At 42.2% G+C, this 13,909-nt stretch carries 13 protein-coding genes and 1 pseudogene; 9 read left to right on the top strand and 5 right to left on the bottom strand.

Features of this window, described 5'->3' with window-relative positions; translation table 11 throughout:
- Position 1: 1 nt before the first annotated feature.
- Genes A9B99_RS06685 through A9B99_RS06695 form a run of 3 tightly spaced genes read left to right on the top strand, consistent with a single transcriptional unit; the run spans position 2 to position 3,337 of the window.
- Positions 2–1,117, top strand: coding sequence for a sensor histidine kinase (locus A9B99_RS06685; protein ID WP_064595915.1), 1,116 nt, complete (start codon positions 2–4; stop codon positions 1,115–1,117).
- A complete protein-coding gene (locus A9B99_RS06690; protein ID WP_064595918.1) occupies positions 1,108–2,205 on the top strand; it encodes an HDOD domain-containing protein in 1,098 nt (365 codons plus the stop codon). Before A9B99_RS06685 ends, A9B99_RS06690 begins: the two co-directional genes overlap by 10 nt.
- Positions 2,198–3,337: an HD domain-containing phosphohydrolase gene (locus A9B99_RS06695; RefSeq protein WP_064595920.1), complete on the top strand. Its 1,140-nt coding sequence runs from the start codon at positions 2,198–2,200 to the stop codon at positions 3,335–3,337. Before A9B99_RS06690 ends, A9B99_RS06695 begins: the two co-directional genes overlap by 8 nt.
- Positions 3,338–3,452: 115 nt before the next feature.
- Here the strand turns inward: A9B99_RS06695 and A9B99_RS06700 are convergent, their stop codons facing one another.
- Together A9B99_RS06700 and A9B99_RS06705 are read right to left on the bottom strand one after the other, a co-directional pair.
- A complete protein-coding gene (locus tag A9B99_RS06700) occupies positions 3,453–4,685 on the bottom strand; it encodes a DUF711 family protein (protein WP_064595924.1) in 1,233 nt (410 codons plus the stop codon).
- Positions 4,686–5,022: 337 nt separating this feature from the next.
- Entirely contained in the window at positions 5,023–5,784 is a 762-nt protein-coding gene (locus A9B99_RS06705) for an SDR family oxidoreductase (RefSeq protein ID WP_064595927.1), read from the bottom strand.
- Between the two features lie 97 nt (positions 5,785–5,881).
- Between A9B99_RS06705 and A9B99_RS06710 the strand changes: the two genes are divergently transcribed.
- On the top strand, positions 5,882–6,820 hold the full coding sequence (locus A9B99_RS06710) for an AraC family transcriptional regulator (protein ID WP_064595931.1): 939 nt from the start codon (positions 5,882–5,884) through the stop codon (positions 6,818–6,820).
- On the opposite strand, the pseudogene A9B99_RS24135 reads toward A9B99_RS06710, so the two are convergent.
- A pseudogene (locus A9B99_RS24135) lies at positions 6,717–6,987 on the bottom strand (hypothetical protein). The gene A9B99_RS06710 and the pseudogene A9B99_RS24135 overlap by 104 nt on opposite strands.
- Before the next feature lie 200 nt (positions 6,988–7,187).
- Complete coding sequence (locus tag A9B99_RS06715; protein ID WP_064595934.1) at positions 7,188–8,084, bottom strand: LysR substrate-binding domain-containing protein; 897 nt, start codon at positions 8,082–8,084, stop codon at positions 7,188–7,190.
- A gap of 115 nt (positions 8,085–8,199) precedes the next feature.
- On the opposite strand from A9B99_RS06715, the gene A9B99_RS06720 reads away from it, so the two are divergent.
- The 5 genes from A9B99_RS06720 (at position 8,200) to A9B99_RS06740 (ending at position 12,915) form a co-directional block, all read left to right on the top strand.
- Positions 8,200–9,528: a 6-phospho-beta-glucosidase gene (locus A9B99_RS06720; protein ID WP_064595935.1), complete on the top strand. Its 1,329-nt coding sequence runs from the start codon at positions 8,200–8,202 to the stop codon at positions 9,526–9,528.
- 107 nt (positions 9,529–9,635) lie between these two features.
- A complete protein-coding gene (gene celB / locus A9B99_RS06725) occupies positions 9,636–10,973 on the top strand; it encodes a PTS cellobiose transporter subunit IIC (RefSeq protein ID WP_082917833.1) in 1,338 nt (445 codons plus the stop codon).
- 44 nt (positions 10,974–11,017) lie between these two features.
- On the top strand, positions 11,018–11,335 hold the full coding sequence (locus tag A9B99_RS06730) for a PTS sugar transporter subunit IIB (protein WP_064595938.1): 318 nt from the start codon (positions 11,018–11,020) through the stop codon (positions 11,333–11,335).
- Between the two features lie 61 nt (positions 11,336–11,396).
- A complete protein-coding gene (locus A9B99_RS06735) occupies positions 11,397–12,569 on the top strand; it encodes a mandelate racemase/muconate lactonizing enzyme family protein (RefSeq protein WP_064595941.1) in 1,173 nt (390 codons plus the stop codon).
- 40 nt (positions 12,570–12,609) lie between these two features.
- On the top strand, positions 12,610–12,915 hold the full coding sequence (locus A9B99_RS06740; protein ID WP_064595944.1) for a PTS lactose/cellobiose transporter subunit IIA: 306 nt from the start codon (positions 12,610–12,612) through the stop codon (positions 12,913–12,915).
- A gap of 518 nt (positions 12,916–13,433) precedes the next feature.
- Here A9B99_RS06740 and tnpA read toward each other — a convergent pair.
- Positions 13,434–13,892, bottom strand: coding sequence for an IS200/IS605 family transposase (gene tnpA, locus A9B99_RS06745; protein WP_064595947.1), 459 nt, complete (start codon positions 13,890–13,892; stop codon positions 13,434–13,436).
- Between the last annotated feature and the right edge of the window lie 17 nt (positions 13,893–13,909).

Here is a 13,909-nt window from a genome sequence, read left to right on the forward strand (position 1 = left end):
TATGTCTGAAAACAGAGTTGATGCAGAACCAGTAAGCGCGATTCTATCCGGTGAATTCGCCAGAAAACTCGCTGCCCGCGACAAAACGATTGAAGTGCTTAAACGGCGAATAGCACGGGAATCCCATCTAAGCAATACCACGCCTTTTGCTATCCTTGAGCAAAATGTAGGTTTGGAAAAAGTTGTGGCCCTCAAGACGCAGGAGCTTGAAAAGAAACGTCGAGAACTGGAAACAGCGCTGGATGAATTACGTATTACTCAGTCTCAGCTACTCCAGGCACAAAAAATGGAATCTATTGGCCAACTTGCCGCAGGGATTGCCCATGAAATTAATACACCTGCTCAATATGTCTCAGACAATGTTGGTTTCGTAAAATCAGCCTCAGATTCTCTGTTACACCTACTCGATGCTGCGTTAATACTGGCAGATTCAGTTCGTGAGCAAATGACAGAAATGCCTGCATTACAGGCATTTGATACTGCGTTAAAAAAAACTAAAGTTGATTTTTTTCGCCAACAAGTTCCAAATGCACTGGATGAATCACTCGAAGGACTGGGGCGTATTACTAAAATTGTTTCTGCGATGAAAGAGTTTTCCCATCCATCACAAAATGAAAAAGAATATGCAGACATCCGTGAAATTATTAATACTACAATAACGGTAGCACGTAATGAGTGGAAATATGTTGCCACTCTCAATACTTATTTCGCAGATAATCTACCACAAGTCCCTTGCCTGCGAGATATGATTGGCCAGGTCATTCTTAATCTGGTTATCAACGCTGCTCATGCCATCGCAGATAAAGTACAAGCAGGAGTCAAAGAAAAAGGAAACATTGAGATTTCAGTTATACCGAAAAATGATTATCTTGAAGTAAAAGTTAAGGATGATGGCACTGGTATTCCTGAAAATATTCGTAACCGTATTTTCGAACCTTTCTTTACTACCAAAGCAGTCGGAAAAGGCACAGGCCAGGGGTTGGCTATTGTGTATTCAACCATTGTTGATAAACATCACGGGCAAATCCGTTGTGAATCTGAACCTGGTATTGGTACTACCTTCATAATTGAGCTTCCCTTGCACTACATTGCGGAGGGTAATGAGGCATGCAAGTAATGTTTGTCGATGATGAAAGCCGTGTGCTTTCAGGAATTGAACGAGCACTCATGATGCAGGATACGGGGTGGTTTTACCGTTTTGCCACCAGTGGTCAGGATGCGCTTGCCATGCTAGAAGAACACCCTGCAGATGTAGTGGTATCTGATATGCGCATGCCATTTATGGATGGAGCAGAATTGCTGGCACAAGTGCGGGAACGCTGGCCCAGAGCTATTCGAATCATACTTTCCGGCTATTCGGATGCCGAAGCGACATTGAGAATGCTGGATGTTGCTCACCGTTTTGTGGCGAAGCCCTGCGATAGTAAAACGCTCCTGGCAACAGTTGAGAATGCGCTCGCGCTACGCAATATGTTTCTGGATCCGAAGGTCGCTGAAATCGTAGGCCGCATCAACTATCTTCCCCCGGCACCAAAACTGTTTCTTGAAATATCTCGGCACATCAACAACCCTGGGGCAGATACCCGGAAGATTATTGACTTACTGAGTAGCGACCCGGCCCTGACTGCCAGAATCATGCAACTGGCAAATTCAGCCTGGTTTTCCCGTGGAAACCAGGTTAGTGACATTGGAAAAGCGATAACGAACCTTGGTCTGGAACAAGTAAAGCTACTTGTGCTCGCCTCGCATGTTTTTACTGAGGCAAAAACTGATCCTTATGTTGAACAACTTCAGCAAAAGGCAATGCTTGCTTCAGGGCTTGCCACTCGCATTGCTGGCAAACAAGGGCCAGAACAAACCGCATCCTTGCTTGCTAATACAGGGTTGCTTATCCCTGAATTACGCACACCTGAGTATGTGAAAGAAACGACCGCGTGCAATACCCCATTAAGTGCTGCGATCAGTGCATATCTTTTAACCCTGTGGGGGTTGCCCGCAGAAATTACTGATGCCGTTGCTCATCACCAGCACCCTGCCCGCCTGGAAAATGAAACATTTGGTATCACTGGCGTGGTTCATGTCGCCGTTATGCTCGCAAATGATTGCTCCCCAGACCTGAGTTATCTGGAACAAACAGGCATGCTGAATAAACTGCCACAGTGGCAGGCAATGCTAACTGAATTACAGGAAACGACTAATGACTGAAACCACTTTGCCCAGAGTACTCTGCGTGGATGATGAACCTAATGTACTGGCAGCAATGGAACGCAATCTTTTTGGTGAGTTTGATGTGGTGACAGCCAACAGTGGTGAAGAGGGTTTGGCCCTGCTCGGCCGTGGAGAGGTTTTCTCAGTAATAATGTCTGACATGCGCATGCCTGGTATGGATGGCGCCACTTTTCTTTCACGAGCGAAAGCCATTTGCCCTGACAGCGTTCGGCTACTTTTGACCGGGCAGGCAGATCTTGCTTCATCAATTGCCGCAATCAATAAAGGGGCTATTTTCCGCTACCTCTGTAAACCCTGCCCCAAAGATGAACTGGTTTCTGTATTAAGTGAAGCTGTCAATCAATACCGGCTCATTTGTGCGGAAAAAACATTGCTGGCGACCACGCTCACAGCCTCCGTGAAGACGCTCACTGAAGTCCTTGCCATGGTTGCGCCCTGGGCCTTTCAGCGGGCAGCCTATGCACAGGCTTGTGTTCAGTTCGCGTTACCAAAACTGGGTTGGCCAGATGAATGGATTTACACCATTGCTGCATCATTAAGCCAAATTGGTTGTGTTGGTATTCCCGCAGATATTGTCCAGGCTGACGCGGCGCAGCGTAAACTTAGTGAAGATGAACAGCGACTTCTTCATGATCACCCTGAAATTGCCGCCCGGTTGACTGAGCAAATCCCTCGCCTGGAGCAGGTTGCGGAAATTATACGCTATCAGAATAAATGTGCTCCGCCGGATAGTGCCATTGAAGTTAGCCGGGGAGCACATTTATTGCGTGCCGCACTGGAACTGGAACGCCATGTTTCCAGAGGTCATACCAAGGATAACCAATGGAATATCTTACGTGCAGTGCGCCCTGCTCTGCCTGAATATATCATTAAAGTGCTGGGTGATTTTCGTATTAATGCTGTTGTTACGCGCAGTGCGAACATCCATGAATTAATGCCAGGCTGGGTAGTGGATGAAGACATCCGAACAACAAATGGTTTGATGGTACTGACTAAAGGCCATGAGCTGACAGACACAGCAATATCAGCGCTGAAAAGGCTACTGGACCTTGGTGCTGTTCAGGAACCCGTTCGGGTACGTGGTTTAGTTGAGAATCAGGTCTTATAATAAGACGCCCATAGCAGGAAAGTCCGTTATGAGGCGAGATAAAGCGAGGTGAGTTATCTTCCGTGTGATTTCAATGGCGGCGTAATACACCGCCAAATATATATCTGTGCAATAATCAGGGAACAGCAAGCACCGCGCAATTACACAGGTCATCGCTTTCAAACTGAGTAATATTACCGGCCTGTAACCCGGGAACCGGAAATACGCGCACAGTAAGTGGCTTGTTTAAACGAAAAGCCATCGTCCCGGTATCTCTCATTAAAGCAGCGAGTTTTTCAACAGAGACATCACCAGGGACGGGAACAGTATCCAGACCAATTCCACAAACAGCGCTGTATGTCAGCAAAGCACGAATATCAAAGTTTGATTTTACAGAGCCATCCGCTAATCCCTTATCTTCAGTTAACGCAAGCATTAACCCGGAAAAACCCACTAAATCGGTTTCCTTGATTGATTTAAATACCTTTGTTAATAAGCCAGAAACTTCAACGGTACCTGCTGCACCAAAGTATTCCACGCCCATTTGTTCATAGACTTCAGCCATACTGGCGCAATTTTTTGATGGCGCAGCTGAGCTATCAAAACCTGAAAATTTGAAAGGTAACTCTATTTCGGCATCAGTAATAATTTGTTGAATTGCAGAGATATGATACTGAAGAGCGGTATGCAGTATTTTATAATAACTACTGAACCTTTCGTTATGGCTGGTGGCTTTTGTTTCTGCATTAAAAGCTTTCAGTGTGCTGACCAGCAAGTCTGGTGTTTCAAGGCCAATGACAAAACAATCGCCTGACTCACTCTGATGATACCCTGCCGGGAAATAAGGAATGAGCGGTTTACAGTTGAAGTTAACGGTGAAATTAAAATTACCTTCCCCACGGGGCGTTATCGCACTGATTTCTTTCACGCACAGAGCAGCCGCGCTTATGAGCTCATTATCGAGAATGCCAGACTCATCAAGAGGAACATTCACGCACGCATTGCATAAATCACCAAATTCATTAATAAGCGCCGGAAGCAACTCAATTTCTCTTGCTGTCTTAGCTTCACCAACAGCAAATCTGACCCGTATTCCTGACTGGCTATGCTCAGCCAGTAACTCACTAATATAACGTAAATCAGTCCGGGCGCTCTCTAAACTGCTTAAATTGAGATACTCCCCAAATGGATTTGTCACAATACGAACAGATTGTACTGTATAGTGATGACTTTGAAACTCAGCAGTTAACTCTGATAAAAACCTCGATGCTTTGCTAATTTCATTTTTCCAGCTTTCTTTATCCTTATTTAAAGATAAAAATGCCGTTATCGTCCGTATGTTACATAGTGTTTTATCTTTATAATCCACCCGACACTCCCTATACATTTTCGCCATAACTGAAAGGGCAACCCAAACAATGGCTGCGATACAAAACCATATCATACTTGTAGCAATCAGGACGAAGATACACTGATAACAACGGGCTTTGCATTCTCCTGGCCAGTAGATTAATACAAATACAGTGGCTTTTCGCATTCTGGCGATATGTGTTACCTGGTTGATACCAATAATGTGGTGGCCCGGTAATGGAGCAGTTATCCGTTATCTGTGCACACTTGCGGAATAACGGATAACAGGCCCCGGATTATCATATTGTAAAACGCCAGCTATTATCTCCTCTTCTGCAATTAGCTATTTCAGCGTTCTATTCCCGATGGATACTGGATTCGGCCATCCACTGTTCAGCATCTTCGCCAGCAGGGATATACAGTGAAGCGGTGCTATCTGTTGCAGCCTGCCAAACAGCTTCAGCCACATCAGATGCATGAGTCACCGGACCGTTATCTTGCTGTACATTCTTTACGAATTGCTCAAACACCGGAGCATAATCAGGGTCATCTATACCACGTATATGTGGACGGGCATTGTCACCGAAACGGGTTTCGGGAGAACGACCAGGCAAAACAATATGCACCCGGACACCGAAAGGTTTCACTTCCATTGCCAGAGATTCAGTAAACGCATTTACCGCTGCTTTACTTGCCCGGTAAACACCAACAATCGGCAATGTTTTCAGGGTTACCGTAGATGTCACGTTAATAACAACCCCAGAGCGACGATGGCGCATTTGTGGAACAAAAGCCTGTATCATAGCCAGTGTTCCAACCGCGTTAGTCTGAAACAAAGCATAAATTGTTTCAGGGTCAGTCAATTCAACCGGAGCTGGGGCCCCGAACCCCGCGTTATTTACCAGCACATCGACAGCCCCTGCGGCCTCCGCTGCCTGTGCAATACTTGCCGGGTCAGTTATGTCGAGTTTTATCAAGCGAAGCCTGTCAGATAAGGGTAATAAACCTTCACGCGGCGTTCGCATCGTTGCAATAACATCCCAGCCTTTTTCAATAAACAACTTCGCTGTTTCCAGGCCAAAACCTGATGAGCAACCTGTAATCAATACCTTAGGCATAATCGTCTCCACTAGAAGTTAACACTGACAGAGTAGTACTTAATGATTGGACGTTATATAATCAAGAATCGCCATTACTTTAGAAATAGTCTCGATAATGACTACAGATCCTCTTGCTCAAATTGTCACTTTGCTACAGCCTGCTGCACGTTTTACAAAACTGGTGGAATGTAGCAGCCTGTGGCGAATTCACCGTGAGGAAACCGGTGAGCCTTTATATTGCGCAATTCTTGAGGGTAGTTGCCGTATGACCTTCGGTGGGGATCAACAATTCACCCTGCATGCCGGAGACTTTATACTCGCGCCGGCAATGAAGGATATGGTCAGTGCCAGCCTTGACGCCCCTGAAAGCATGCCTTTTACCCACCCAATACAAATAAGCGAAGGGTATTTCCGCGTGGGAAGCCAGGATGGCCCGGCTGATCTACGCATGCTGGTTGGGCATTGTAGTTTCGGCGCGCTGGATGCTGCACTGCTTGTTTCGTTATTACCTGAGGTCGTTGTGGTACACAATCAGCCCCGGCTCACCACACTCATGCAGCTCATCAACGAGGAAATGCGTGCACAATGGGCAGCAAAAGAACCCGTCCTGGAACGGTTGCTGGAGGTGCTGTTGATTGAGGCGTTACGATCCAGAACGGAAACCACATCTGCACCCGGGCTGATTCGTGGACTGGGGGACGAACGGCTTGCTGCCGCGCTGCGTTCAATGCATTCCCACCCGCAACGGACCTGGACTATTGCAGAACTTGCTACCGAGGCCGCTTTATCCCGTTCAGCCTTCTTCGCGAGGTTTAACCGTATCGTCGGCTTGCCGCCAATGGAATATTTACTGGCCTGGCGTATGACACTCGCTAAGCAGTATTTGCGGGAGCAGCAACTGAACGTTGAACAAGTTGCCATACAGGTGGGTTACCGCTCGGCAAGCAGCTTTAGTGTTGCCTTTGCCAGGTATGTTGGCCTGCCTCCCGCACGCTATGCACGGGGGGCAACACTTTCACCGCAGACAACCCCCGGCAGCCTTGCGCATGGTTAAACCCCAGGTACTTCGTACAGCCTATTTTCAGCAGTTCAGGACAAATCTGGCACTCCAACGGAAACTGACCAGGGGGTACTCGCAAACTGAGTGAGAATATATGCGATAACCGGGTGTGCCCCTACAACAGCACACCGCAGATAGCCCGCGATAGTGTCAATTCTGATTTATCTTTCTCAGAGAGGGTGAGTAGCTTAACAAAGCGATGTATTTTCGCGTTCCTGCCGCAGTATGGGAGAATTGGTTATGGTGGTTCCTCACGAGTGAAAAACAACCCAAAGGCTCATACAATATAAGTAAAGATATCAAGATTGTAAAAATGGGATAATATCATTTTACGTCTGATATCTTTTCTCGGAAAAACACATTAAACCATCTCTTTAATCCATTTTAAAAATGCGTGAATCTTTGGTCTGGTTTCATCACTTTTACGGCAGATAAGATCATATCCAAAACCAGAAGACACATGCTCAAAAGGTGCAACAAGTTCACCCGATTCTACATATGGTTTGATAATATGATATCTACCTAATGCCACCCCCATGGAGTTTCTGGCTGCAACCATTGTAAGCTCCTCATGATTGAAAACGTATTTGTGTTTTAATATATTTGGGTTTCTATTTGTCGATATCAACCAATGTTGCCACTCGTTAAGGGGTGACAAAAACTCCAACGATTCAGTGCAGTGAAGAAAAGTTACATCTTTGAGGTGATTATCGTTTTCAAGTAAGTGAAAACGTTTAGCATATTCAGGTGTACAAACAGGAGTTAGAAACTCATCAAATAAACGCACATGATAGAAATCAGGATGTTTTTCATTTCCATAATAAATAGCAATATCTACAGGTTGATTTTGAAAATCCAGTTTACTGGCCTTAACTCTAATTTTAACATCAAGGTGTGGATATAAGCATTGAAAGGTGGATAATCTGGGAACCAGCCACAAATGTGCAAATGTTGGAGCCACTCCAATATATAACTCACCTCTTAATTCGTTAAATCTAATATCATCTATTTCAGAAAAAATAGCTGAAACAGATTTTGTTAAGATTCTCAACATCCGTTCACCTTCTGCTGTCAATTCAAGTTTCCTTGTCAAACGTATAAAAAGTGCAAAACCGAGATCTACTTCAAGTTTTTTCACTCTTTGACTTACAGCACTCTGCGTTAAACACAATTCTTCTGCAGCAAGGGTAAAACTAAGAAATTTAGCTACCACACTGAAAGTATACAGATTTGCTAAAACATTCTCTTTGTTGGCCATAGGTATTCGCTTCCATGTATAAGCTATTTTAATGCATAAGCTACGCGATGTTGTTTGTCGATATTGGTTGTTTTATGAAAGATTAACATAACAATCTATCTAAGGAATAACCATAATGAGTAATAACTTAAAAGTTGTCGTTATTGGAGGAGGCTCCAGCTATACACCAGAACTGATTGATGGCCTAATAAGTCGTCATACTGAGTTTCCAGTCAGTGAATTATGGCTAGTAGATATAGAAGAAGGAAGAGAAAAAGTTAATATCATTTCTGAACTTGCAAAGCGAATGATAAAACATAAAGGGTTACATATCGATATTAAAGTTACCCTTGATCGCCGCCTTGCTCTCAAAGATGCCGACTTTGTTTGTTCTCAATTTAGAGCAGGTTGTCTGGATGGCCGTATTCGAGATGAACGCATCTCTCTTAAGTACGGAATGATTGGCCAGGAAACTAATGGTTTGGGTGGTTTTGCCAATGCATGTCGTACTATTCCTGTAACACTTGAAATCTGTCGAGAAATGGAAGAACTTTGTCCAGATGCCTGGTTTCTTAACTTCACGAACCCTTCAGGAATGGTCACCGAGGCAATTCTGAAGTACACAAAAATAAAAGCCATTGGATTATGTAATGTACCAGTAATTATGGAGAAAGGAATTTCTCAACTAATTAATGCCCGAGAAGGTGAGTTTATTATGCAAGTGGCTGGCCTTAATCATTTGATATGGGCGCGTAAAGTACTATACCAAGGCGATGATAAGTTAGATTTTGTCATGGATGAAATACTTAAAGGTAATGATCCTCTGGTTCCTTCCAATATTCCTCCGTTTGAATGGCCTGACGATCTCCTGAGGAAAATGGGAATGATCCCATGTGCATATCTACGATATTATTACATGAGTGATGACATTATGAAGCAGGAGCAAATTGAGGCAAATGGTGAAGGAACTCGTGGTGAAGTAGTTAAAGAAATAGAGAAAAAACTTTTTGATATTTATAAGAACCCAGCACTTGAAGAAAAACCTAAGGAACTCGAGAAAAGAGGTGGACAGTATTATTCCGAGGCCGCATGTGAGCTAATGGCCTCCATATATAATGATAAACGAAAAATCATGCATGTTAATACTCGAAACAATGGCGCAATCAGCGGATTGCCCAACGACTGTGTCGTTGAAGTCAGCTCAATCATCACTAAAAATGGTCCATTGCCTCTTAATGTCGAGCCATTTCCTGATGATACACTACGGCTTATCCAGCTTATGAAAGAATTCGAAACGCTGACAGTTGAAGCCGCAGTAAAGGGCGATCTTGTTGCAGCAAAACGAGGTCTAATTCTAAATCCAATCGTAAATACTGGTACGATATTGGATGAGGCTCTCAAAGAAACGGTATTTGAAAACCAAGAATACATGCCTCAATTTCTCTGGATGTTTGACAAAAGTTAAATTTTAATTAATTAGGAACCAATAACACTTTATTTAATTTACATATAAATATTTCAGTGTTGTTAAGAATTGAATGATAGCTTGCTTTTAAATCTAAAGGTTCAAACATGACAAGAGTTATGGATAAATTAACATCATTTCTGGATCGGCATTTTGTCCCATATGCGGCAAAAATTGCTAATCAAAGACATCTACAAGCTATCAGAGATGGCTTAGTTATGTCTATGTCGTTAGTTATCGTTGGTTCAATTTTTTTAATTATCGGTAATATACCGATTCCTGGATATGCCAACCTAATGGCATCTATCTTCGGCAATGGCTGGAAAGAGGCGCTATCTATACCTGTAGGTGCTACCTTTGGCCTGCTCGGTTTATTTGTTAGTTTTGGGGTTGCTTACAGATTGGCTGAGAAATATTCTTTGGATGCCGTTACCTCTGCTCTTGCTTCGGTAACTGCCTTCATGATTGTTTCACCATACGAAATTTCTGTTTTTATTAAGGAGTTAGGTAAAAACATAGATGTATCTGGAATTAATCTAAATTACATGGGTGCCAAAGGAATGTTTGTATCTATTCTGATGGCTATATTTTCCGTTGAAATAATGCGATTCTTTGTTAGAAAAAATCTGGTAATCAAAATGCCAGATAGTGTTCCCTCTGCTGTCTCTAAATCATTCACAGCATTAGTACCCATATTCTTTATAGTTCTATTCGCTCTTGCTTTACGTATTGGAATCCAAAATACCAGCTGGAAAAATATACATATACTCATTCAAACATTCGTATCACAACCACTTTTACATGCTGGTGGTTCCTATTGGGGTGCAATGCTCACTACTTTTTTTATTAGTATACTATGGGCGGTAGGTCTTCATGGCTCAACTATCGTTCAGGCGGTAATGATGCCGATTTGGTTAACCCTGATGGATCAAAACAGGATTGCTTTCGAATCAGGTAAAGAAATACCCAATATAGTTACCTTTGATTTCTTTTACTTCTCAACAAAAATGGGAGGAGCTGGTTCGACATTAGTACTGGTGTTATTTATGGCATTTCTGGCGAAATCTCAACACTTGAAAGAAATTGGTAAATTATCGATAGTACCAGGAATATTCAATATTAACGAACCTGTTATTTTTGGTGTTCCAATTGTACTTAATCCATTACTACTTATCCCTTTTATTATTGCACCGCTTATTGCTACAACGACTACCTATTTTGCTATGGCAACAGATATTGTCCCTAGATTGACCGGGGTCACCCTCCCCTGGACGACTCCAATAGGAGTGTATGGTTTTTTAGCTACTAATGGTAGTGTTGCTGCTGTTATATTGACCGCTGTTAACTTACTGATTGTTGGTGTTATTTATTATCCTTTTTTCAAAGTCTTCGACAGACAAAAATGTCAAGAAGAACTCAAAAAAGAACAAGATATTGCAGTTTAACAATAGAAAATTTATGTGAACTTAATCACCGATGAGGTTATACGATGAAAAAGATAATTTTATGCTGTATGGCAGGTATGTCCACGAGTATGTTGGTTGCTAAAATGCAGCGTGCAGCTAATGAAGCAAACATAGAATGTGAAATATATGCAGTAGCTGCTGACCAACTAAAATCAAATCTAGATGGTGCAAACGCTGTTTTGTTAGGACCACAGATTAGCTATAAATTACCTGAGATAAAACAATTATGTAATAAAGTTAATGTACCATGTGATGTCATAAATATGCTGGATTATGGTTCAATGAATGGTGCCAGGGTTTTAAATTTTGCCATGAAAATGTTTCTTGAGCCTGCTGATTAATTTTTATTAATTGCTATTCTAATTTTTAATTCCGATTATATAAAATATAAGAAGGTGAAAGATGAAAATTAAAGATATAGAAATTTTTTGCGCGGATTTTGAACCGTCCTCACCAAACGAACCTGTTTTTATTAGAATTAATACGGACGAAGGAATTAGCGGTTTTGGTGAAGCAGGCGTTGCCTATGGTAATGCAAAACTCGGTGCCATTGGGCAACTGCAGGACTTTGGCAAGTTGATCATCGGACAAGATCCTTTTGCAATAGAAAAAATTTGGGATCAACTTTACAGAGATACTTTCTGGGGACAAGGTGGAGGTACAATAATTTTTTCAGCCATTAGTGCTATTGATATTGCCCTTTGGGATATCAAAGGTAAGGCATTAAATGTGCCCGTATATGAATTATTAGGAGGGAAAAGTCAAGACAAAGTTAGAGCCTACGCCAGCCAAATTCAATTTGGTTGGGATAATAAAGAAGTACCGTTACCAGGAATTACACAATTATCAGATGCTGCAAAGAAGGCAGTAAGTGAAGGTTATACAGCTATTAAAGTCGATCCTTTACAAAGAGATATTCATGGAAATAAAAATAAGAGAAATGATGGTTTTTTAATTCATGAAAAGTTGAAACTTTGCAGGGATAGACTAGTTGCTATTCGCGAAGCGATTGGCGACGATGTAGATATTATACTGGAGTTACATGCCAAGACAGATTTCAACTCGGCTTTGCAAATTAATAAACTTATTAAGGATCTTAATATCCTTTATATGGAAGAACCATGCGTATCGCTAAATGCAGCACTATTTAAAGAGCTACGTAATAACGTTGATGTTCCACTTGCAGCTGGTGAAAGAATATTCTCTCGATATGGTTTTCGGCCATTTTTAGAGAATCGTTCTCTTGATGTCATTCAACCAGATATTGCTACTTGTGGTGGTATTTCGGAAGCCAAAAAAATCTGTGACATGGCGAGAATATATGATGTGTTAGTTCAGCCACATATTTGTGGTGGCCCAATTTCAGTTGCGGCAGCTTTACAGATAGAAGCAACAATTCCTAATTTCTGCATTCATGAACACCATATAGGAAATTTAAGTAACTTCAGTAGAAACCTGGGGGAATATGATATCCAACCGATTGATGGCTATATCACTATTCCAGACAGACCAGGCATCGGCCAAAACATTCCGGAATTAATCATTAATAAATGCAACAGTATAAAGATAAGTTAATAACTTTCAATTAGTTTGAGGGGGTATTTTGTATAATCATATGAATTTAGAGTCTGCGATCATGGAACTCATTATAAATGCGGGGCAATCGAAGTCCTATGCTTTTGAGGCCTTATCATATGCAAAGAGAGGAGAGTTTGAGAAAGCAAAAGAGTTAATAGAAAAATCAAAGCAAGCTGCTAATAAAGCGCATGTGGTCCAAACTGAATTTATAGGTCTGGATGAAGGCTGTGGAAAATTACCTATAACTCTTATTATGGTTCATGCACAAGACCATATTATGACATCCATTCTGGCTCGTGAGTTAATAGAGGAATTAATAGATGTATATAAAAATAAAAACTAGCAAACTGTTCTAATGATATTCATTTTTTTAAAATGATAATATCCCCCAGAGCAAGTTTAAAAGATAAGCGTAGAATGATGTTTCCTAATTCTCTTTAAGATTCGCAATTTATATGTGTTTAATAATTACTACGCTTACGTACCACTCAGGTCCACTTCTGACACAGAGTAGTCGGCCTAATTAGATTTGGCTATGTACCTGAATGTGCCAGTTTATCTTTGGGTATAAGATTGCGTAGTCTGGTATCAGTCAGCATTTTTCGACCGATTATTACCATACACCATCAAAAACACTCAACATGATAGCGGACGTAATCCATGGCATTACCGATGAATCATCCCCATCAAAATACCACGGTCAAACCGTACCTGGCGTTGCCAGACATTGCTAAAAATGACTAAGCCAAAAACAATAAATATCCTCCGGCATAGCCGGAGGTTTTTCATATGCGCCTGTAAGGCTCTGTTACCAGCCGCGCCCTAACAGGCGCACCGCGATCTGACATTTGCATCTAACGATTACTTACTGCCCGTGAACGGGCTGCCCGGATAAGGGATTGACAGCTGTTCCCCCATTTTATCCTCTGCAAGCTGGTGCTTTATGTATTCTTGTATCCTGGCCGTATTTTTCCCTACCATATCAACGTAATATCCTCGGCACCAAAACTCCCTGTTTCGGTATTTGAACTTCAAATCCCCAAACTGCTCATAAAGCATCAGGCTGCTTTTTCCTTTCAGGTATCCCATAAATCCCGAGACACTCATCTTGGGTGGGATTTCCAGAAGCATATGGATATGATCCACACAGCATTCCGCTTCCAGAATATTCACGTTTTTCCATTCACACAGCTTTCTTAAAATACTGCCAATTACTCGCCGTTTTTCCCCGTAGAACACCTGTCTTCGGTACTTCGGCGCAAAAACCATATGATATTTACAGTTCCATCGCGTGTGCGCTAAGCTCTTTTCGTCCCTCATTGGGACCCCCTTTTGAT

The organism is Mangrovibacter phragmitis (assembly GCF_001655675.1).
GTDB classification, from domain to species: domain Bacteria; phylum Pseudomonadota; class Gammaproteobacteria; order Enterobacterales; family Enterobacteriaceae; genus Mangrovibacter; species Mangrovibacter phragmitis.

Excerpts from the sequence above, each read along its gene's own strand:
- A9B99_RS06690 (WP_064595918.1), top strand. The coding sequence starts at position 1,108 with ATGCAAGTAATGTTTGTCGATGATGAAAGCCGTGTGCTTTCAGGAATT.
- A9B99_RS06705 (WP_064595927.1), bottom strand. The coding sequence starts at position 5,784 with ATGCCTAAGGTATTGATTACAGGTTGCTCATCAGGTTTTGGCCTGGAA.
- tnpA (WP_064595947.1), bottom strand. The coding sequence starts at position 13,892 with ATGAGGGACGAAAAGAGCTTAGCGCACACGCGATGGAACTGTAAATAT.
- A9B99_RS06695 (WP_064595920.1), top strand. The coding sequence starts at position 2,198 with ATGACTGAAACCACTTTGCCCAGAGTACTCTGCGTGGATGATGAACCT.
- A9B99_RS06685 (WP_064595915.1), top strand. The coding sequence starts at position 2 with ATGTCTGAAAACAGAGTTGATGCAGAACCAGTAAGCGCGATTCTATCC.
- A9B99_RS06710 (WP_064595931.1), top strand. The coding sequence starts at position 5,882 with ATGACTACAGATCCTCTTGCTCAAATTGTCACTTTGCTACAGCCTGCT.
- A9B99_RS06735 (WP_064595941.1), top strand. The coding sequence starts at position 11,397 with ATGAAAATTAAAGATATAGAAATTTTTTGCGCGGATTTTGAACCGTCC.
- A9B99_RS06715 (WP_064595934.1), bottom strand. The coding sequence starts at position 8,084 with ATGGCCAACAAAGAGAATGTTTTAGCAAATCTGTATACTTTCAGTGTG.
- A9B99_RS06720 (WP_064595935.1), top strand. The coding sequence starts at position 8,200 with ATGAGTAATAACTTAAAAGTTGTCGTTATTGGAGGAGGCTCCAGCTAT.
- celB (WP_082917833.1), top strand. The coding sequence starts at position 9,636 with ATGACAAGAGTTATGGATAAATTAACATCATTTCTGGATCGGCATTTT.
- A9B99_RS06740 (WP_064595944.1), top strand. The coding sequence starts at position 12,610 with ATGAATTTAGAGTCTGCGATCATGGAACTCATTATAAATGCGGGGCAA.
- A9B99_RS06730 (WP_064595938.1), top strand. The coding sequence starts at position 11,018 with ATGAAAAAGATAATTTTATGCTGTATGGCAGGTATGTCCACGAGTATG.